General features: G+C 60.8%; 20 protein-coding genes. 5 read left to right on the top strand and 15 right to left on the bottom strand.

Going from position 1 to position 19,975, the window contains the following annotated elements:
* Window positions 1-212 precede the first annotated feature (212 nt).
* A complete protein-coding gene (locus J5J09_RS14550) occupies window positions 213-1,415 on the top strand; it encodes a pyridoxal phosphate-dependent aminotransferase (RefSeq protein ID WP_208551601.1) in 1,203 nt (400 codons plus the stop codon).
* 65 nt (window positions 1,416-1,480) lie between these two features.
* Here J5J09_RS14550 and opgC read toward each other — a convergent pair whose 3' ends face one another.
* Both opgC and J5J09_RS14540 read right to left on the bottom strand, forming a co-directional pair.
* On the bottom strand, window positions 1,481-2,686 hold the full coding sequence (gene opgC / locus J5J09_RS14545; RefSeq protein ID WP_208551600.1) for an OpgC domain-containing protein: 1,206 nt from the start codon (window positions 2,684-2,686) through the stop codon (window positions 1,481-1,483).
* Window positions 2,687-2,823: 137 nt separating this feature from the next.
* On the bottom strand, window positions 2,824-3,912 hold the full coding sequence (locus J5J09_RS14540; RefSeq protein ID WP_348646465.1) for a calcium:proton antiporter: 1,089 nt from the start codon (window positions 3,910-3,912) through the stop codon (window positions 2,824-2,826).
* 144 nt (window positions 3,913-4,056) lie between these two features.
* On the opposite strand from J5J09_RS14540, the gene J5J09_RS14535 reads away from it, so the two are divergent.
* Window positions 4,057-4,329: a DUF2188 domain-containing protein gene (locus J5J09_RS14535; RefSeq protein WP_208551599.1), complete on the top strand. Its 273-nt coding sequence runs from the start codon at window positions 4,057-4,059 to the stop codon at window positions 4,327-4,329.
* An 88-nt stretch (window positions 4,330-4,417) separates the two neighbouring features.
* On the opposite strand, the gene J5J09_RS22980 is transcribed toward J5J09_RS14535, so the two are convergent.
* Both J5J09_RS22980 and J5J09_RS14525 read right to left on the bottom strand, forming a co-directional pair.
* The gene (locus J5J09_RS22980; protein WP_281436243.1) at window positions 4,418-4,891 is read right to left on the bottom strand and encodes a DUF6220 domain-containing protein; all 474 of its coding nucleotides are present in this window, start codon (window positions 4,889-4,891) and stop codon (window positions 4,418-4,420) included.
* Window positions 4,788-5,831: an NAD-dependent epimerase/dehydratase family protein gene (locus J5J09_RS14525; protein WP_208551597.1), complete on the bottom strand. Its 1,044-nt coding sequence runs from the start codon at window positions 5,829-5,831 to the stop codon at window positions 4,788-4,790. Before J5J09_RS14525 ends, J5J09_RS22980 begins: the two co-directional genes overlap by 104 nt.
* Window positions 5,832-5,923: 92 nt before the next feature.
* Between J5J09_RS14525 and J5J09_RS14520 the strand changes: the two genes are divergently transcribed.
* Window positions 5,924-6,823: a LysR family transcriptional regulator gene (locus J5J09_RS14520; RefSeq protein ID WP_208551596.1), complete on the top strand. Its 900-nt coding sequence runs from the start codon at window positions 5,924-5,926 to the stop codon at window positions 6,821-6,823.
* Between the two features lie 159 nt (window positions 6,824-6,982).
* Here the strand turns inward: J5J09_RS14520 and J5J09_RS14515 are convergent, their stop codons facing one another.
* The 4 genes from J5J09_RS14515 to trxB all read right to left on the bottom strand — a co-directional run bounded on the left by J5J09_RS14515 (window position 6,983) and on the right by trxB (window position 10,786).
* A complete protein-coding gene (locus J5J09_RS14515; protein WP_208551595.1) occupies window positions 6,983-8,095 on the bottom strand; it encodes an alkene reductase in 1,113 nt (370 codons plus the stop codon).
* Between the two features lie 79 nt (window positions 8,096-8,174).
* The gene (locus tag J5J09_RS14510; RefSeq protein ID WP_208551594.1) at window positions 8,175-8,462 is read right to left on the bottom strand and encodes a metalloregulator ArsR/SmtB family transcription factor; all 288 of its coding nucleotides are present in this window, start codon (window positions 8,460-8,462) and stop codon (window positions 8,175-8,177) included.
* Between the two features lie 432 nt (window positions 8,463-8,894).
* Complete coding sequence (locus tag J5J09_RS14505; RefSeq protein ID WP_208553595.1) at window positions 8,895-9,791, bottom strand: LysR family transcriptional regulator VtlR; 897 nt, start codon at window positions 9,789-9,791, stop codon at window positions 8,895-8,897.
* Window positions 9,792-9,811: 20 nt separating this feature from the next.
* Complete coding sequence (gene trxB / locus J5J09_RS14500; protein ID WP_208551593.1) at window positions 9,812-10,786, bottom strand: thioredoxin-disulfide reductase; 975 nt, start codon at window positions 10,784-10,786, stop codon at window positions 9,812-9,814.
* A gap of 239 nt (window positions 10,787-11,025) precedes the next feature.
* Here trxB and J5J09_RS14495 point away from each other — a divergent pair, with 239 nt between their 5' ends.
* The gene (locus J5J09_RS14495; RefSeq protein WP_208553594.1) at window positions 11,026-11,493 is read left to right on the top strand and encodes an Lrp/AsnC family transcriptional regulator; all 468 of its coding nucleotides are present in this window, start codon (window positions 11,026-11,028) and stop codon (window positions 11,491-11,493) included.
* A gap of 9 nt (window positions 11,494-11,502) precedes the next feature.
* On the opposite strand, the gene J5J09_RS14490 is transcribed toward J5J09_RS14495, so the two are convergent.
* Window positions 11,503-12,483 (bottom strand): mitochondrial fission ELM1 family protein, encoded by a 981-nt coding sequence (locus J5J09_RS14490; RefSeq protein ID WP_208551592.1) that lies wholly within the window; start codon window positions 12,481-12,483, stop codon window positions 11,503-11,505.
* A complete protein-coding gene (locus J5J09_RS14485; protein WP_208551591.1) occupies window positions 12,480-13,628 on the bottom strand; it encodes a glycosyltransferase family 4 protein in 1,149 nt (382 codons plus the stop codon). The genes J5J09_RS14490 and J5J09_RS14485 overlap by 4 nt, the downstream gene beginning before the upstream one ends.
* A gap of 175 nt (window positions 13,629-13,803) precedes the next feature.
* Here J5J09_RS14485 and J5J09_RS14480 point away from each other — a divergent pair, with 175 nt between their 5' ends.
* Entirely contained in the window at window positions 13,804-14,538 is a 735-nt protein-coding gene (locus J5J09_RS14480; protein WP_348646464.1) for a hypothetical protein, read from the top strand.
* Here the strand turns inward: J5J09_RS14480 and J5J09_RS14475 are convergent.
* The 5 genes from J5J09_RS14475 to J5J09_RS14455 form a co-directional block, all read right to left on the bottom strand.
* Entirely contained in the window at window positions 14,519-15,499 is a 981-nt protein-coding gene (locus tag J5J09_RS14475; RefSeq protein WP_208551589.1) for a GDP-L-fucose synthase, read from the bottom strand. The two genes, J5J09_RS14480 and J5J09_RS14475, sit on opposite strands and share 20 nt — an antisense overlap.
* Window positions 15,499-16,569 (bottom strand): GDP-mannose 4,6-dehydratase, encoded by a 1,071-nt coding sequence (gene gmd / locus J5J09_RS14470; RefSeq protein ID WP_208551588.1) that lies wholly within the window; start codon window positions 16,567-16,569, stop codon window positions 15,499-15,501. Before gmd ends, J5J09_RS14475 begins: the two co-directional genes overlap by 1 nt.
* Window positions 16,570-16,665: 96 nt before the next feature.
* The gene (locus tag J5J09_RS14465; protein ID WP_210387963.1) at window positions 16,666-17,697 is read right to left on the bottom strand and encodes a glycosyltransferase family 10; all 1,032 of its coding nucleotides are present in this window, start codon (window positions 17,695-17,697) and stop codon (window positions 16,666-16,668) included.
* A gap of 73 nt (window positions 17,698-17,770) precedes the next feature.
* The gene (greA, locus tag J5J09_RS14460; RefSeq protein ID WP_208551587.1) at window positions 17,771-18,247 is read right to left on the bottom strand and encodes a transcription elongation factor GreA; all 477 of its coding nucleotides are present in this window, start codon (window positions 18,245-18,247) and stop codon (window positions 17,771-17,773) included.
* A gap of 163 nt (window positions 18,248-18,410) precedes the next feature.
* A complete protein-coding gene (locus J5J09_RS14455) occupies window positions 18,411-19,961 on the bottom strand; it encodes an MFS transporter (protein WP_208551586.1) in 1,551 nt (516 codons plus the stop codon).
* Window positions 19,962-19,975 lie beyond the last annotated feature (14 nt).

The following is a 19,975-nucleotide window of genomic DNA, read 5'->3' as shown; positions in this document are numbered from 1 at the left end:
CGGTTGGCAGAACACGCGGGACAGTGCGCCAACGCCCTTAATGTGGCCGACCATAAATCGTTTCACTAACGGAGGCTTGCTGGCCGAGAGGGTGGAGATTGTCCCCGAGACGCGTTTCCGCTTGAAACACAAGGGCGAATTCGCCATAGAGCTTGGACCTGGAGCCCCGGTGCACGGAGTTCTCAACCGCAACAGCTTCAGGACAGAAGATCATGGCCTTTCTTGCCGACGCCCTTTCCCGCATCAAGCCTTCCGCGACCATCGCCGTCACGCAGATGGCCCGGGAGCTCAAAGCGCAGGGGAAAGACGTCATTTCGCTCTCCGTCGGCGAGCCCGACTTCGACACGCCGCAGAACATCAAGGACGCGGCTGTGGCCGCGATCGCCCGTGGCGAGACGAAGTACACGCCGGTTGCCGGCATTCCGGAACTTCGCAAGGCGATTGCCGAGAAGTTCAAGCGCGAGAACGGTCTCGACTACAAGCCCGAGCAGGTGATCGTCGGCACCGGCGGAAAGCAGATTCTTTTCAACGCCTTCATGGCAACGATCAATCCAGGGGATGAAGTTGTCATACCTGCGCCCTACTGGGTGTCCTATCCGGAGATGATCGCGCTGTGCGGCGGTACGCCCGTCTTCGTCGAGACGACGATCGAAAACAATTTCAAGCTCACGGCCGAGCAGTTGGACAAGGCGATCACGCCGAAGACCAAGTGGTTCATGTTCAACTCTCCGTCCAACCCGTCAGGCGCTGCCTACAGCAAGGAAGAGCTGAAGGCGCTGACCGACGTGCTTATGAAGCATCCGCATGTGTGGGTTCTGACGGACGACATGTACGAACATCTCGTGTTCGGCGATTTCGTCTACTACACGCCGGCGCAGGTCGAGCCTGCTCTTTACGACCGCACGCTCACCATGAACGGCGTCTCCAAGGCCTACGCCATGACCGGTTGGCGTATCGGTTATGCAGCTGGTCCGCTGCCGCTGATCAAGGCCATGGACATGATCCAGGGCCAGCAGACCTCGGGTGCGTGCTCGATCGCTCAGTGGGCAGCGGTCGAGGCGCTGAACGGTCCGCAGGACTTTATAAAGGTGTCGAAGAAGGCGTTCGAGGAGCGTCGCGATCTCGTCGTCTCGATGCTCAACCAGGCGACCGGCATCGTGTGCCCGAAGCCGGAGGGTGCGTTCTACGTCTACCCGTCCTGCGCCGGCCTGATCGGCAAGACCTCACCGTCGGGCAAGGTGATCGAGAACGACGAGGATTTCGTCATGGAATTGCTGGCGACCGAAGGGGTCGCCACCGTTCATGGCTCGTCCTTCGGGCTCGGCCCGAACTTCCGCGTGTCCTATGCGACCTCGAACGAAAAGCTTGAAGAGGCCTGCAGCCGCATTCAGCGCTTCTGCGCATCGCTGAAGTAAAGTTCCGGGAGACTTTCCCGAAGAAGAAGGGCGGAACCCCGTGGTTCCGCCCTTCTTCTGTTTGATCAGGTTGCGACTTTCACGCCGCCCGATGCCGTCGGAGGTTCGCCGATCAGCCGGTCGCGCTCGCGCCAGACCGCCGGCAGACTGAGCACTGCAAGACCACCGAGGGCTATCCCGGTCTTTGTCAACTGACTGAGTTCGGAGGTGTGACCATCCACGTAGAAGACCAGATAAACGATCAGTACGTGCCAGACGTAAATCTGCAGGGAGTGACGACCGAGCAGCTGCAGATAGCGCAGCGAGAATACCGCCGTCAGTATCTGTGCGATCCGACGGACCCGCTCGTCTGCATGTTTAGGACCGGCGATGAGCGTCCAGGCAAACATATAGCCGACAGCGGCGAAATTCATGAGGTAGACCGGACCGAAGTCTGATCGGACTTCCATCAACCCGAATTTTTCGAGCACGATACCGGGCATGAGGCCATGGGCGGTCATCACCCTCAGGGGCAGGAAGAACAGGCAGACGGCAATTGCTACCTTGAGTACGCGCGTTTTGCGGGGGTCGAAAACCTTGCTCCATTCAACCTTGTTCACCGCGGTCAACGATCCCGCGATGATGCCGGAGAAGAAAACGATCTGCCAGCCGAGCAGGTTGAAGCTCGCGCGCAAGCCTTCTTCCTCGCGACCCGCCGAGAGCCACTCGTTAAGCGGAACGGTCAGGACGCGTTGAAGGCCAAGCTGCGCTGCCATCCACAGCAGCAGCGATGCGATCGCCACGGTCGACCAGCGACCGTTGATGCAGAGCCAGATCGCAACAGGCGCGGCGAGCATGTAGATGATGTATTGCGGCAGGATATCCATGAAGGTCGGCTGGAACAGGAACGTGGCGATGGCGCCAAGCCGCAATGGATCATCCAGGCGGGTATCGCCGAGCCAGTTGGTCCAGATCGCGGCAGCGCCCGGCAGGAAGAGCTTGAGCGCCAGGATGACGAGAATGATGCCCATCGCGTAGCGATAGAGTTCGGCCACGCGAGAATATATGCGATCCTGGCCGACCCTGTAGCCGTCGCGGAGCATCTTGCGGGAATAGACCATCCCCGTCAGGAGGCCGGAGAGGAAGACAAAGCCTTGTGCGTCCTCGACAAAGGCCAGGTTGCGGTGGTTGATTTCGACGAGCCACAGCCCGCCGGCAAAGACCAGATGGTTTAGCAGCATGAACACGAGGAAATATCCCCGCATGCCGTCGATCACGTCCAATCTCCTCACGGTTCGGCTCCCGGTTTGGCCCCCGCGACCCGGGGGTGATTTTGCCTGTCATCATGTCGGCAATGGGGCGATCCCGCTGACATGTGCGCTGCGGCAACGGACAAGCCGGCCGAAAAGTTCCCCTGTTAACGTTGTTGTCAGAGCCCGAGCATCGCCAGCATCAGGAAGGTTGCGAAGAGTACGAAATGGGTCATGCCCTCGATCGCATTTGTTTCGCCATCGTTCAGATTGATGGCTGCGGCGATGAGGGTGATGGCGACCATGACGGTCTGCACCGGCGTCATGGCCATGATGAATGGCTGGCCCGTATAGAGCGCAATGGCCTCCATGACCGGCACGGTCAGAATGACGGTAGACAGAGAGGCGCCCATGGCGATGTTGACGACGGCCTGCATGCGGTTGCCAAGCGCTGCCCGCACCGCTGTCAGGATCTCGGGCGCGGCCGAGATGCCGGCCACAAGAATAGCGGTGAGGGCAACGGGAGCCCCGGTTCCGCGAAGGCCGTTGTTGAGGAGAGTAGACATGATCTCTGCCAGGAAACCGATGACCGCAACGCCAAAAAGAATGATGAGGATCGAGGGCGTCGCCGGCGATGCGGACCTGTCGGTCTCGTGGTCCGCGACCCGACCTTTTCCCTGATAGCTGTAGCTGAAGAAGTAGCTGTGAGTGCCCACCTGCATCTTCAGGAAAAGGGCGTAAAGCGCAATCATCGCCAGGATGGTGAAGCCGGAATAATACTGCCACTTCGCTTCGGGAACGAACTCGGGCACGACCATGGATATGCCCATGGCCGTCAGGATCATGACGCCGTAGGTCTTGCCGGAGTCGTCGTTGTACGGCTGCTCGCCGTGCTTGAGGCCGCCCAGCAGTGCCGCCAGTCCGAGGATGCCGTTGATGTCGAGCATAACGGCGGAATAGATCGTGTCCCGCACGAGCGTCGGCGACGCCTCGTTGTTCATCATGATCGCGAGGATCAGCACTTCCACCGCGACGGCCGACAGTGTCAGGATCATCGTGCCGTAGGGATCGGCGACCTTCTCGGCGAGGATTTCGGCGTGGTGGGCAACGCGGGTCGAGGCAAGGACGATCGCGCCGATCATGATCGCCGCTGCGATCAGCGATGCCGTGCGACCCGCTTCCATCACGGTATGCTCCAGCGCAAAGCCTATAATTGCGGCGAGCACGCACAGGAGAATTAGGCTCTCACGCTTGAGAAGGGTCAACACGTAACCTCTTGGGTTTGATCAGAATAATGGTTGGCGAGCATGGAGCGTTGAACGCCCTTCGCCCAATGCTCGAGCGAGATTGCAGTTCCATCTCCGTGATGCGATACTAATGCACGGGAGGGAGTGACATCGAGGAGGCACCTGATGGTGAAAGTGACCTACGAAATTGTACCTCACGATGGCGGCTGGGCCTACCGGTCGAACGGGGTATATTCAGAAACCTTTTCAAGTCACGACGAAGCGTTGGAAGCCGCCCGGATCGTGATGCTGGAGCAGCAGGTCGGGGACGAGCCGGTCGAGATCAGCTACCAGGACGAAAAAGGCAAGTGGCACGAGGAGTATTCCGACGGCGGCGACCGTCCTGAGGTCGAGATCGTCGACCCATTTGAGCCACCGGGAGCCGAACTGCCGGCCTGACGAATACTGTAGCCACCGCTTCTCCGTTTGAGCAATGACGCCGGATCGTGCGATATCGATCCGGGCGACAACGTGCTTTACGCATATGCTATGATGTGGACGCGACCCGTTGGGCAACGACCGCGGCGACGACAATCATGAGGACCACGTTCGCCGGATGCAGTGCGGAAATCCAGCCGCCGCCAGTTTCCGAGCCAAGGCCAATGAGGGAAAGCTGAAGCAGGTGGAGGCCGGCCTGCAGGAGCGCCAGGAGGCGAACGGCCGGATGGGCCCATCGTGTCAGGGCGAGGGCGGCCATTGTCAGTATCGGTAGGCCAAGCAGACCTCCGGACATGGCATGTACCTGCCACCATGCCCCATCGTGAAAGATGCCGACCCCGCCAGGAACACCTGCGCCAGCAGGCCTACAGGTATTGCAGCGCCACCCGGGACGACGGCCGCCAGCTTTCGGTGGCTGATCATGCCATAGCTCCCTCGACAGACCGACCCCGTTCCGGAGGACCAACCAGGCCTGCGGCGGGTGGCAGGCAGCGCAGGTCTTCGAGCGTCGCCCGGACGGCATGGTCGATCGGGGTGTGGGGCTCTTCTCCGAGGAAATCGACGAGGGCCCGGTTATCCAGCCTGACAATCTGCTTCCACAAGTAGCGCATTTCGAGCAGTTCCCGGAACATGGGGACAAAGGGTGATGACAGCCGGACAAGGAGCCACGGAAATCGTTTGATCGGCAGGTCAGGCTTGCCCACGACCCGGCGTATCGCTGCCGCAAGCTGAATTCCGTCACGATCGAAGAAGCCGTCCATATGAAACCGAGCGAACGTCGGCAACCGATCGGAGGCGGCCAGCAGGCGAACCATGGTTTCGGCGACATCGGGCAGGTAGGCCCACTGATGCCCGGTTTGCGGGGACGCGGGATTCGTGATTGACGTCACGGGCTTGCCGGCCTTGACCACCACCTGGGAGAACCAGTTGTTGGCGGCGCCTGGACCGAAATAGTCTCCCGCTCGCACAATGAGCACGCGCACACCCTCGGTACTGGCGATCTCAAGACGGCGCTCCAACTCGACGCGGATGCGTCCCTTGATGCTCACCGGATTCTGCGGGCTGTCTTCTCGTACATCGGGAAAGCTGTCGGGGCCATAATTGTAGACGGTGCCCGGCATCAGAATGGTTGCACCCGCTTTCTTGGCCGCAGTGATGGTGTTGTCTATCATCGGCAACACCAGCGTGCCCCAGTTTCGGTAGCCCGGCGGGTTCACCGCATGCACGATGACGTCCGCGCCCTCGGCAGCCGTCACGACGTCGTTGGCAATCATTGCGTCTCCCTGCACCCACTCAAATATCGGCAGGCGACGCTGCATGACGTCGGCGTTGCGATGGAGAGCGCGAACCCGATAGCCGTCACGATGCAGGCGCGTCGCGACTGCTCCTCCTATTCCTCCTGTCGCGCCGAGCACGAGCGCTATTGCTGACTTTCTAATTGGTTCCTGCGGGGTGGAGGTCATCGCCAAGTTCCTTTGTTGTGACAACCGGACGATGCCATAGCCTCTGTGTATTCGAAATTGCATATTATTGTTGACGTGATATACAAAAATGCATGATCCCCGTGCTTGACTGGAGCCACTACAGGACGTTTCTCGCCGTTTTGACACACGGTTCCCTGTCTGCCGCCGCGCGCGAACTCGGACTGACACAGCCGACGGTCGGCCGTCACATCGATGCACTCGAACGCGCGTCCGGATCCCCACTCTTCCTACGATCGCAGCAAGGACTGTTGCCGACCGTCACGGCGCGGGAGATGCTGCCGCACGCCGAAGCGATGGCGGCTTCCGCAGATGCGCTTGCACGGACTGCTTCTGGAGACACGCAGACGCCACGCGGCACGGTTCGGATCAGTTCCAGCGAGGTCATGGGCATCGAAGTGCTGCCGCCCATCCTTGCAGATCTGCTGGAGCAGTACCCCGATCTCAACGCAGAGCTATCCGTTTCCGATGCGGTTGAGGATCTGTTGCGTCAGGAGGCGGATATTGCCGTGCGCATGGTTGCTCCCGCACAGGAGGCCTTGATCAGCCGACGTATTGGAGCAATTCCGCTGGGGTTCTTCGCCCATCGCAGCTACGTGGTGCGCCACGGTCTTCCACGCACCGCAGACGAGCTTCGCGCGCACCGCCTCATCGGTTTCGACCGACAAATGGCCTATGTTCGCTCCGTACTGAAAGCCAACCCGGAACTGGGAGAGTTGCGTTTCGCCGTGCGGACGGACAGCAATGTTGCACAGCTGTCCATGATAAGGGCCGGAGCCGGTATCGGTATCTGTCAGGTCGGCCTCGCTATAAAGGATCCAGAGCTCGTGCCGATTTTGCCATGCATGCTGGATCTGCATCTCGATACCTATGTCGTCATGCACGAAAGCCTGAGGACAGCGCCGCGCTGTCGCGTCACGTTCGACGCGCTCGTGGAGGGTCTTCTGCGCTATATGAAGATGCGCCCTGAGTGATGTTGCGGAGCGCTCCCGCTTGCAAAAGATGCTAGAGGGCAGGGCCTTTCGATCAATGCGAAAGGGCCGGCGGAGGCCGCCGACCCTTAGCAAAATTCGTCATGTGATTTGGACGCTTCAGGCGGCGTCCCGCTCTTCGCGGGACCGCGACGCCAGGTATCAGGCCACGGTCGGATAGTCCGTATACCCGGGCGCGCCCCCGCCATAAAAGGTTTCCCGGTTGGCATCGGCGAGCGGCAGGTTCTTTTCCAGCCGCTCCGGCAGATCCGGGTTCGAGATGAACAGCTTGCCGAAGGAGACCATGTCGGCGCGTCCGCTTTCCACCGCTTCCATGGCGCTGTCGCGGTCATAGCCGTTGTTGACCATCCAGGCACCCTTACCGCCGGCCTTGCGATAAGCCTCGCGCATGCCCGCCCAGTCGAACGGCTTGTCGCCCTGTTGGAAGTCACGTGCCCCACCGGTTGCGCCTTCGATGACATGAATGAAGGCAAGGTCGAAATCGGCCAGTTTCGACACGAGAAGATCAAACAGCGGTTGCGGGTTCGGATCAGAGGCATCGTTGGCAGGGGTGACGGGGGAGATGCGAATGCCCGTGCGGCTACCGCCGATCTCTTTCGTCACCGCTTCAACAACTTCGACGGCGAAGCGGACGCGGTTTTCGATCGAGCCGCCATAGGCATCCGTGCGATGGTTGGTCCCGGACCGGAGAAACTGGTCGATAAGATAGCCGTTTGCGGCGTGTATCTCCACCCCATCGAAACCGGCATCGACTGCAGCGCGGGCAGCCTTGCGGTAGTCCTCGAGGATGCCCGGAATTTCAGAGATATCGAGAGCGCGCGGTGCGGATGTATCGGCAAAGGCGCCGGTTCCGTCGGGATTGATGATGTACGTCTTCGATTTTGCGGTTATGGCCGAAGGTGCGACGGGTGCGCCGCCATTTGGCTGAAGCGAGGTGTGCGACACCCGGCCGACATGCCAGATTTGGGTGACGATCTTGCCGCCCGCCTTGTGGACCGCTTCGGTTACGCGTTTCCATCCTTCGATCGACTCGGGAAGGTAGAGCCCGGGCACATCGGCATAGCCCTGGCCCTGCTGACTGATTGGCGTGCCTTCGGTGACGATCAGGCCTGCGGAGGCGCGCTGCTCGTAGTAGGTGACGTTCAGATCGTTCGGAACAGCGCCCGGGGACCGGTTTCGGGTCAGCGGGGCCATGGCGATACGGTTGGCGACGGGGATGCCTCCCACGGTCATGGGATCGAAGAGTGACGGCATCGGTGATCCTTTCAAAAGGAAAGTGCAATCGGGAGGGTATTGCAGGTGGGAAATCTGATGGGAGCGCTGGCGCGCCTGGTCAGAGTGTCGATTGCAGGTCCGCAAGAAAACGTCTGATCGCGTTCTCATCGCGCCTGTAGTAGACCCACTGTCCGTGTCGGGATGTGGTGACGAGCCCCGCTCTTTGCAAGACCGAAAGATGGGCCGAGACAGTGGACTGCGACAGTCCGCAGCGCTCGAACTGGCTGGCGGAAACGCCGGTGGTGAAGGGCTGTGCCTGCTCGCCGAAATATTGTTCGGGCTCCTTCAACCATTTCAGCATATCCATGCGAACCGGACTAGCGAGTGCCTTGAGAATGTCATTCATGCGTCGTGCCTAATTCCTGCGCCGGGCAGATTGACGACCATTCGAAGCGGTCGCAATTGCCTTCCGTCAATTCACGTTCGGGTGATGGCAGATCGTTTCGGCTGATCGGCTCGAAAACGCACGAGCTGGGAAAAAGTTCAGCAGGGGCAAAAAAAAGAGGGCCACCGGATCGCTCCAGGGCCCTTTGAAGTGTGAAGGTCAAAAACCTCCAGAGGGGAACAGCTGCTGCGGCGGAACTGGGAGGAAAGCCGCCATGTGCATCAGCTGTGTGCGATATGGTGGTTTTTTGTGCAGTGAACAATGTGTTTTTGTGCATGTCAGGCATGCATCACATGCATTTCTACTTCTAGACGTAGCCGACGTGAGGGCAAATTTATGTCGTATGCGTCGAAAGCCCTTCAGATGGTAGCACTTTGCTGTCGGCCCGACTTGTCAGAAATTCCAGTTGCGTGCCTTGGCCACGATGAAATCGCGGAAGGCTTTCAACTTGGCGGCATTCTTCATTTCGTCAGGATAGCAGAAATAGGTGTCGAAAGACGGCACGTCGGCGTTTGTAACCAGTTGAAGAAGGCCAGGGTCGCGACCGACGATATAGTCCGGAAGCATCGCTATTCCGATTCCCAAGAGGCATGCCCGCTTGATCGAGGTCAGGCTGTTGATCTGCAGGTGCGGCATGCGCGGATTGTCTGAATTGCGTCCTGCGATCTCCAGCCAGTTCACATCCAGCAGATAGGCGGGTGCCGGTTCACCGAACGTGATGATCCGGTGATTGTCGAGATCCTCGATCGACTGCGGCTCGCCATACCTGTTGATGTAGGAGGGGGAGGCGTAGACATGCATGTGCACGGTGAACAGCTTGCGCTGGATGAGATCCGACTGCTGCGGCTGGCGCAGCCGGATCGCGCAATCGGCGTGGCGCATATTGACGTCAAGCTCCTCGTTGTCGAGAAGCAACTGGATCGACATGTCCGGGTATAGCTGCAGGAACTCTTGCACCTTGTCGGTCAGCCAGCCCTGGCCGAGGCCGACTGTCGTGGTGACGCGCAACTTGCCGGTCGGCTTTTCGGTGGCCTCCGTCAGCTGCATCTTCACCGTTTCGAGTTTCAGCAGTACCTCATGGGCGGTGCGGTAGAGCAGTTCCCCCTGTTCGCTCAGGATGAGGCCTCGCGCGTGGCGATGGAACAACTTGACGCCGATGTCCATCTCCAGCGCGCTCACCTGGCGACTGATGGCCGATTGGGAGAGGTGCAGCTTATCGGCCGCATGGGTGAAGGAGCCGGCTTCAGCTGCCGCATGAAAAATGCGCAGCTTGTCCCAGTCGAGCGGCATGCCTCCCCCTCTCATGATCGTCACTCTGCCGCTTCGCGCCGTGTTTCCACGGCGGTCAGATAACGTTCAGCCTCGAGTGCGGCCATGCAGCCCATTCCGGCGGCGGTGATCGCCTGACGGAAGACATCGTCGGTCACGTCGCCGGCGGCGAATACGCCTTCCACATCGGTGGCGGTCGAATCCGGCGCGGTCCACAGGTAGCCGTTCGGTTTCATCTTCAGCTTGCCCTTGAACAGTTCGACAGCCGGCGCGTGGCCGATGGCAACGAACACGCCGTCGATCGGCATTTCCGTGATCGCGCCGCTGCGGGTGTCGCGTAGCTTGACACCCGAGACAGACGGCGGCATCGGCGGCTTGGCCGGCGTTCCTGTGATCTCGGCTACCTCGGTATTCCAGAGGACGTTGATGTTCTCCTTGGCGAACAACCGCTCCTGGAGGATCTTCTCCGAACGGAAGCTGTCGCGGCGATGGACGACGGTGACGGACTTCGTGATGTTGGAGAGGTAGAGTGCTTCCTCAACGGCCGAATTTCCGCCGCCGACTACGATAACGTCCTTGTTGCGGTAGAAGAAGCCGTCGCAGGTCGCGCACGCGGACACGCCGAAGCCCTGGAAGTGCTGCTCGCTCTCGATGCCGAGCCACTTGGCCTTGGCACCCGTGGCGATGATCAGCGTGTCGGCCGTCCAGACGGCGCCGCTGTCGGTGCGCACCGTGAACGGGCGCCGGGAAAGCTCGACCTCTGTGACGATATCGTTGACGATCTCCGCTCCGACATGGACCGCCTGGTTGAGCATCTGTTCCATCAGGAAGGGCCCCTGGATCGGATCAGCGAAACCGGGATAGTTTTCCACATCGGTGGTGATCATCAACTGACCGCCCTGTTCCATGCCGGCGATGAGGACCGGCTTCAGCATGGCGCGGGCGGCGTAGATTGCTGCGGTATAGCCGGCGGGGCCGGAGCCGATGATGAGCGCCTTGGTGTGACGGGCCGTCATGTCAAATGTCCTTTCAACTCGCCGTATCGCATCGGAACGATTTAGATGGGATGCGTTGGTGCAGGGCGCAATAGCCGGTTCATTTACGGTCCCTCCATGCATTTATTCAAGGTCAGCCCTGCAATAGCCACAGGGCAAAAACGCACATCGTAATAATTGTTCACAAGTGCGACATATTCTTGCGTCAGGCAACCTCTTCGCTACAAACTGGTGCATTGCCGACGTTGAAAGGTATGTCTTTGTTGCGCGCCGAACTCGATGCAATCGACCTCAAAATTCTCCGCGAGCTTCAGCGCGACGGTCGAATGACCAATGTGGAACTGTCCGACAGGGTCGGCATCTCCGCGCCTCCTTGCCTCAGACGCGTGCGCAAGCTGGAGGAGGCGGGGATCATCGAGGGCTATCACGCGATGCTCAACGCGCGAAAGCTGGGTTTCGATCTCGTGGCGTTCTGCATGGTGGGGCTCAAGCACCAATCGGAATCGGAACTCAAGGCATTCGCGGCCGCCAGCGAAGGCTGGCCGATCGTCCGCCAGGCCTGGATGGTGTCTGGGGAGAGCGATTTCCTGCTGCATTGTGTGGCGGCCAACCTCACTCAGTTCCAGGATTTCGTGATCGAGGTGCTGACCGCGCACGACAATGTCGATACCGTCCGGACCATGCTGACGATCCGCCAGGTCAAGCGGCTGGGGCTTGTCGAGGTCTGAGGGCGAGTATCACCATGGCTGCTTTTGCCGCATGGTTTGCCACTTTTCCAGGATTCGGTTCGCGATCAATGACGTCGAGTTGACCGGCTCGTAACCGGTCATGACCTGATTGCCCGGAAAGCGCCCGATGTTGGCTTGGACTGACAAGGCTGCGATGAAGCGATCGATTTTCCGGTGTCCACCGGACGGGTAAAACAGCCGGATCGGCCGTCCTGTGCCGGCTGCCTCGCCGATCATGTTGGTGGAGTCGGCGGTGACGACCACCTCGTCGGCAAGTGCGAGATATCCCGCCAGCGGATTTTCGCCAGTTCCGGTCCAGAAATTCACTCTGTTCCGTTCGCCAAGCGTCGCAAGACGGTCTGCAAGTTCTCGCGGCGTCCTTCGCGAAGTCGTTATCATCAGAGAAGTACCACGATCGTGCAGGCTTTCCAGGGCTGAGGCGAACGCGTCGATGTCGTCGGGCGTGAAACGGGAGTGACGACTATCGCCGCCGACGAGCACGGCAATGCGGGGATGGGGAAGGGCGACGAGGTGAGGTGGTGGAGTCCGACGGATCGTGTCCAGACGTGCCAGCGGCGTGCGGTTGGGCGCCGTCGTCACGGCAAGTATGTTGTCAGCCAAGGCCGGCCGATCGTGATGCTGCACGATGAGTAGATCGGCTCCGTGGCGCGACGTTCGAGGGTCCTTGAAGAAAACCGTCAACGTCTTCGGCGACAGCACCTTGAGCCGTCGAAGATAGGAGACCGCCCGGCGACCGGTCGCAAGGCAGATGTCCGGGTAGGGAGGTGCGATCGGCGAGCCGAGTTGGTTGGGCGCCTCGCGCGGATCGATCGGCCCCCAGGGCATGAACCAGGAAAAGACGCGCCGTGGACGGAGCCGGCGGAGAACGGGTGTAACGCCGAGCGCTTCGGCAACGCCGATCAACGGCTGCTCATCGCCAGCCTTGCCGTCCGTCAACACCCAGACTGTCGGCCTCCTGCCATTCGTCATGACTGACTATCCGCGCTTTCGGACATGATCCGCTCGTAGGCGGAATATTCCTGTTCAAGCATGAACTGGGTGGTGAAGTGATCGAGAACATGGGCACGGCCCTTGCTGCCCATCTCCCGCAAGCGGTCCGGGTCGGCTAGTGCATCGCGAATAGCCTCTTCCATAGCGGCGGCATCGCCCGGTTCGACCAGCCAGCCCGTTTCTGAGGGCAGAACCGTTTCGCGACTGCCGCCGTGGTTTGTGGCAATGACCGGCGTTTGCATGGCCTGTGCCTCTATCGCCGCGCGTCCGAATGCTTCCGGGCGGGTCGAAGCCGAGACGGCGAGATCGGCGGCGGCAAGCACGGCCGGAACGTCGCGCCGGCTTCCGGCAAAGATCAGCCGGTCCGTTACGCCGAGCCGTTCCGCCTGCGTCTTTAGTTCCGATATTACGGATGCCGCGCCGCTGCCGACAAAGGCAAGCCGCAGTGTCGGGTCGGCAAGACGCGCGAAGGCGTCCAGAAGGATCGCGTGGCCCTTCCAGCTTGTGATGCGCCCCACCATCACGATGAGACGGTGTTCCTCGCCGGCACCAAATTCCGCGCGGATGGCCTCCGTTGTTGCCTGATCGATCCCCGCCGGATCGAAGACCAGGGGATCGATGCCGCGCGGCGCCACGATGATCTGCTCGCGAGGGTATCCATAGACTTCGACGATGTGCTTGCGAATGAAGTCTGAGTTCGCGATCACCACGGGCGTGCGCAGCATGGCGCTGTTGTAAAGCCGCTTCAGCGCACTGGCGTGCCCGTAGACACCGTGGAAGGTTGTGAGAAAGCGGACCGGGCGGGTGCTGAAGCACCTGGCCATCAAGGCGACCCAGGCGGGGGCCCGGCTGCGGGCATGTAAGATATCGATTCCTTCCGTGTCGACCAGTCTCGCCACCGCGCGTGCTGCCGAGATCATGCGCCAGGGCGCCTTGGTTCCCACGGGTACGGTGACGTGCACCGCGCCTGCTGCCTCGACCGCCTCCACCAGCGGTCCGCCAGCACTGGCGACCCAGTTCTTGATCCCGCGCCCACTCAGGAATTCGGCCATCTCCAGCGCCGACCGCTCGACGCCGCCGTCGCCAAGGGCCGGCAGCAGCTGGAGTATACGCGGATCACTCATCGATTTTTACCATTCCTGTGTCGTCTGAGAACTCCGCTAGCAAGCCACCGTCGCTGAAGCAAGCAACCGCGGAAGCCGACGGTGCGCACGCTTTCTTCCAGCGCGCAAATGGTCTAATGAGGCGCCTTAAAAGCGGGCCATTCTCTTGTGCCTGCGTATCAGGAGCGGTGAAGTGGTGCAGACCATCGTATGCATGAAATGGGGAACGCGCTATCCCGGTGACTATGTCAACCGGCTCTGGTCGATGATCAAGCGCAACACGCGGCGCCCGACCCGGCTCGTCTGCTTCACCGAGGATGCCACCGGCATCGACCCGGCCGTTCATGTGTTTCCGTTGCCGGAGATCAACATTCCGGCGAAGATCGCATGGAAGCCGTGGCGCAAGATCTCGCTGTGGCAGGCGCCGCTGGCCGATCTCGAAGGCGATGTACTCTTTCTCGATCTCGACGTCGTAATAACCGGTCCGCTCGACGATTTCTTCGATTACAAGCCTGACAAGACCTTCTGCATCGCTGAGAACTGGACGCAGCCGGGCAAGGGGATCGGCAACACGTCCGTCTATCGTTGGCGCGTGGGTACCAACACCCATATCTTCGACGACTTCAACAGGGATGCCGAAACACCGTTTGCCAAGTACGGCATCTCGCAGCGCTATGTTTCGGGCTCCGTCGACAGCATGACCTACTGGCCGGCGGAGTGGTGCGTCAGCTTCAAGCACACGCTCCTGCCCAAATGGCCGATGAACTTCTTCAAGGTCGCGCCGTTGCCGCCGGCAACGCGGGTGGTCGCCTTTACGGGGAAGCCGGATCCCGACGAGGCCGAGATCGGCGTTTGGCCAGCAAGTGCGTGGTACAAGAAACTCTACAAGCACGTGCGCCCAACGCCCTGGATCACCGAGAACTGGCGGTAGGCCGTGTGGAGACGCTGCCGTTCGGTCGGGGTTGCAGCGTCGTCAGATACCAGTCATATGTCCGTGAAATTCCATCGCGCAGGCTCGTTTTCGGCGTCCAGCCCATGCCCGCCAGCTTGGCGTTGGACATCAGCTTGCGTGGCGTTCCGTCCGGCTTGGACGGATCGGTCTCGATCCGGCCGGTGAAGCCGACGACCTCGGCGACGATCGTCATCAGTTCGAGGATCGATACGTCAGTGCCGGATCCGACATTGACGTGCTCGTAGTCCTCGTAACGTTGCATCAGAAAGACCAGCGCGTCTGCGCAGTCCTCGACGAACAGGAACTCGCGGAGAGGTGAGCCGGTGCCCCAGATCGTCACGTGGTCGAGGTTTGCCCGCTTCGCCTCGTGTGCCTTGCGGATAAGGGCCGGCAGGACATGGCTGGTCTGCAGGTCGAAGTTGTCGTTGGGTCCATAGAGGTTGGTGGGCATCGCCGAGATAAACCGAGCGCCTCTTTCCTTCATGTAGGCCTGGCACAGCTTGATGCCGGCGATCTTGGCGATCGCGTACCATTCGTTGGTCGGTTCGAGTGGCCCGGTCAGAAGGGCGCTTTCCTCAATGGGCTGCGCGGAGAGTTTCGGATAGATACAACTGGAACCGAGGAACAGCAGTTTTTCCACGCCGAAATCATAAGCCGTCTTGATGACGTTCAACTCCATCGACAGGTTTCGCTGAAGAAATTCAACGGGTTGCCGGTCGTTTGCGAGAATGCCGCCGACCTTGGCGGCGGCCATGATTACGGCATTGGGATGTGTCTCGTCGACGAAGCGTTCGACATCAGTCTGGCGTTCGAGATCGATCCTGTCCCGCGGTGCGATGATAACCTCGCACCCTTCGCTCTCCAGTCGCCGCGCGACGGCACTGCCGACCATGCCGCGATGACCTGCAACCCATACGCGCTTGCCCGAAAGCTCGTACATCAGTCACGACCCTTGTTCGTCAGTTCCCGCTGCATCAGCTTGATGTCTTCGCGCACCATTTCGCTGGCAAGGTCCCGCGCGCTCGTCTCGTGGCGCCAGCCGAGGACTTTGTGAGCCTTGGAAGGATCGCCCAACAGCAGATCGACCTCCGTCGGGCGGAAGTAGCGCGGGTCGACGCTGACGAGCAGCTTGCCGGTCTTCGCATCAAAACCCTTCTCATTGCGTCCCTTGCCTTCCCAGCGAATGTCGATGCCGGCTTCGGCAAAGGACCATTGAACGAACTCGCGCACTGTCGTCGTGGTGCCGGTTGCCAGGACGTAGTCGTCGCCTTGCGGCTGCTGCAGCATCATCCACATGCCGCGCACATACTCCCGCGCATGGCCCCAGTCGCGCTTGGCGTCGAGATTGCCGAGGAACAACTGGTCCTGGACGCCGAGCGTAATGGCGGCCACAGCGCGGGTGATCTTGCGCGTCACGAAGGTTTCGCCACGTAGCGGACTTTCGTGGTTGAAGAGGATACCGTTGGACGCGTGCAGGCCATAGGCCTCCCGGTAATTCACCACGATCCAGTAGGCGTAGAGCTTGGCGGCGGCGTAGGGAGAGCGCGGGTAGAAGGGCGTCGTTTCGCTTTGCGGAACGTCCTGCGCCCTTCCGTAGAGTTCAGACGTTGAGGCCTGGTAGAAGCGGGTCTTCTTCTCCAATCCGAGGATTCTGATGGCCTCGAGCATGCGCAACGTCCCGATCGCGTCTGCGTTTGCCGTGTATTCCGGCGTCTCGAAACTGACCTGGACATGGCTCTGCGCAGCCAGATTGTAGATTTCATCCGGTTGGGTCTGCTGAACGATGCGCACGAGATTGGTCGCATCCGTCATGTCGCCGTAGTGGAGAACGAAGCGCTGGTCCGGTTCGTGCGGATCCTCGTAGATGTGCTCGATCCGGCCTGTGTTGAACGAGGATGACCGGCGCTTGATGCCGTGGACCATGTAGCCCTTGGCGAGGAGCAAGTCTGCGAGGTAGGCGCCATCCTGGCCGGTCACGCCGGTTATCAGTGCCACGGGTTTCTTGGACAATTCGGTTCTCCAGCAAAGTTGGAGCGGCTTAGACCAGAATGGGCGGCCGATCAATCAGGCAGGAGGTGCTTTGCCGGGCGGCGGCGCAAGCCTGGTCTACCTGGAGAGCCACCCAGCGACGCGGTTCCGGAAGTGAAGGATCTCGCGAAACGCGAAGTCGCCCGCCGCCAGAAAGGGATGACCCTGCCGCGCCGCGCGTTGGCTTTTAATCGTGCCGCCGCCTCTTTTGGCGCCGCTTCCGCCCGGATTTGCGTCAACTATGTTGGCGATAAGCGTGATGATATTGTGATCCTCGAGCACACGGCGGCGGGCCTCTTTTATGGCTGGCAGCCGCTTCTCGTATTCGCCGTCCGCCATGGCCTGCTTCATGACTCGCAGTGCTTCGTCAGGCTTGCGGATGTCGATCGCGATAAAGCTGTCGGACGGGAAATAGTCGGCCGCATTGGGCGCCCCGAAATAGAACGGTAGCGAGAGGCCGAGGAAGGCATCGCTCAGCTTCTCTGTGAAATGATGTTGGGCAAGATGGTTCTCGATGGCGATGTGATATTTGTAGGGGTCGATCGACTCCGCCTTGTCGTCGACGGGGCGGTGGCCGCGTCCGAAAACGTCGAGTTCCGGCATGCGGGCGGCCATGTCCTGCGTGAAGTCGTAGCGCAGCCGATGGAGCGTATGACCCTGCCGCTTGGTGGAGCAGACGGTGCCGATCATCCGGGTTTTTTCCGGAAAATGATCGCGGATCTCGTCAGCCGTCATCAGGTGCTTGCTGCCGTTCCCATAGAACCAGCGCAGGCCCGCCTGGCTCCAGATCCGTCCCGGGTGGCGTAGCGCGAACGGCTCCTGGCTCGTGACCACGTGACCGAACTGGCGGGTGAACGTGCGGCCATAGATCTTGATGCCGCTCGGTTCCGTCGTGAAGAGGATGGTGTTTTCCTGCGGGCATGCGAGCTCTTCGACCCGGACTGGACGACGCTCGCCTTCGGCTGCGGGCAGGTTCTCGTAAACCGCCAACCAGTCGTAGTCGCGGGCCTCAGGATCGAAGGTGAAGCGCAGACCGCGCTGCTCGGCAAAGCCTTGAAGGATCTGGCGGGCGAGGGGGTTCCTGCCCGGACCGCGATCGACACGCCCCATGATCTTCACGACACGGCGACGATCGTCGCCGTTCGTGTGCTCTAGGCTGCTGGACAGAGGACTGCTCCTTCCATCAACCCCAGTTGACGGCCAATATCTCGTAGGCCTTGGAGCCGCCGGGGGCGACGACCTCGATGGAGTCGCCGACTTCCTTGCCGATCATCGCCCGCGCGATCGGGGAGGAAATCGAGATGCGGCCGGATTTCACGTCTGCTTCCTGATCGCCGACGATCTGGTAGGTCTTTTCCTCGTCGGTGTCCTCGTCGACGAGTTTCACCGTCGCGCCGAACTTGATCTTGTCGCCGGACATCTTGGAGAGGTCGATGACCTCCGCGCGCGCGATCAGATCCTCGAGTTCGGTGATGCGGCCTTCGTTGTGGCTCTGCGCTTCCTTGGCGGCGTGATACTCGGCGTTTTCGGACAGGTCGCCATGGGCACGGGCTTCCGCGATCGCTTCAATGATCCGCGGACGCTCCTCCTGTTGCCGCCAACGCAGTTCCTCCTGCAGCTTGGTGAAGCCGCCCTGCGTCATGGGTACCTTTTCTACCATGTCCTTTTCCTTTGCATTATCCTGTCCGCTTTGCCGCAGACACAAAAGAAAAACAGGCTCCGGAGCGAAGCTACGGAACCATGTTTCAAATCAACCTTGCTCAAACTATAGCAGAACGTGCGCGGCAATTGCCAGATTTTTTGTCACACACGCGCATGTCCGTTCAGCCATGTCCGTGCACTGCCTGTGGATTGAGGGGTGCTCCGCTGGCGTAGACGCGCCGGGCAAGCAGCGCGAGGAGAAGCAGTGTGACAGTCGCCACGGCGCAGGAAACCGCGAAACCGGCGGAGAAGGCTTGCCTTGCCGCTTCCAGCCATCCGGCGTTGGTCAGTCCGAACGTCTTTGCCGTCTCAAGCGCGCTGGCGAGTGTCGAGCGCCCGCCTTCCGCGAGCGCGGGCGGCACCTCACCGAAATCGACCGGCTGCATGGTCAAGCGGTAGATGACCGTGCCGAGGCTGCCGAGCAGCGCCACACCCATGGCGCCTCCGAATTCCGCGCCTGTCTCGGAAATCGCCGAGGCGGCACCGGCCCGTTCGGGCGGGGCGGAGCCGACGATCAGGCCGGTCGTGGTCAAGACCACGGGCACGAAGCCGAGACCGATGATCATGCTCGCAAACAGCACGAGGTAGAGGTTTTGCTGATAGGCGGCGACCGCCATGACGGCTGCGCCCAAAGCGTTGACGACGAGGCCGATGAGCACCGTCCTGACGGAACCGAGACGGTTTGTAATGCGCCAGGCCTGTAGCGACATGATGGTGAAGACGAGGCCCGGCGCAGCCGACCAGATTGCGGCGTCCAGCGGAGAGAGGCCGATCACCAGCTGCAGGAACTGGTTCTGGAACAGGAAGATGCCGAAGACGAAGAACACGCCGAAGAGGTTTACCAAAAGCGATGCCGTGAAGGACGGGATCGCGAACAGCGATAGATCGATCAGCGGGTTTTCGAGCTTTTTCTGCCTCCGTATGAAGATGATGCCCAGCAGCATGCCGGCGGCAATGGGTGCGAGGTGAATGACCTGAAAGCCGTCGGTGGCGATGTGCTTTAGCCCATAGATGACTGGCAGGACGGTTGCCATGGAAAGGCCGACGCTAGGTAGGTCGAGCTTCGCGGTGTCGTCGCTGCGAAATTCCGGCAGCAGGAACGGCGCGCTCAACACGAGGCCGAGCATGATCGGTACGTTGATAATGAAGACGGAACCCCAGTGGAAGAATTCCAGCAGCACGCCGCCGATGAGCGGGCCGACCAGGCCGCCGAGTGCAAAGGCGGTGCCCCAGATGCCGATGGCACGGTTGCGCTCGGATTCCACCGAGAACAGGTTGACGATCAGCGACAGCGTCGAGGGCGCGATCGTCGCGCCGGCGATGCCGAGAAGCGCGCGGGAGATGATCAGCATCTGTGCAGTGGAGGAGAAGGCGGCGAGCAGCGAGGCGAGGCCGAAGCCGACGGCGCCGATCATCAGGATCTTGCGTCGACCGATGCGATCGCCGAGGGTGCCCATGGTGACCAGGAAGCCTGCGACCATGAAGCCGTAGATGTCGTTGATCCACAGTAGTTCGGCGGCCGATGGGTCGAGGTCGGCGGTGATCGCCGGGATCGCAAGGAACAGAACCGACAGGTCCATGGAATAGACGAGACAGGCGATGGACAGGATGAAAAGCCCGGTCCATTCGCGCTTTCCGGCTGGTGTCGCTGCTCGGGCGTTGCTGATCTGCATGGCGCAATCCTTGA

This window comes from Ciceribacter sp. L1K22 (genome assembly GCF_017599385.1).
Classification (GTDB): Bacteria; Pseudomonadota; Alphaproteobacteria; order Rhizobiales; family Rhizobiaceae; genus Allorhizobium.
The sequence above is the reverse complement of the archived record's forward strand: the minus strand, read 5'-3'. Positions and strand labels throughout refer to the sequence as shown.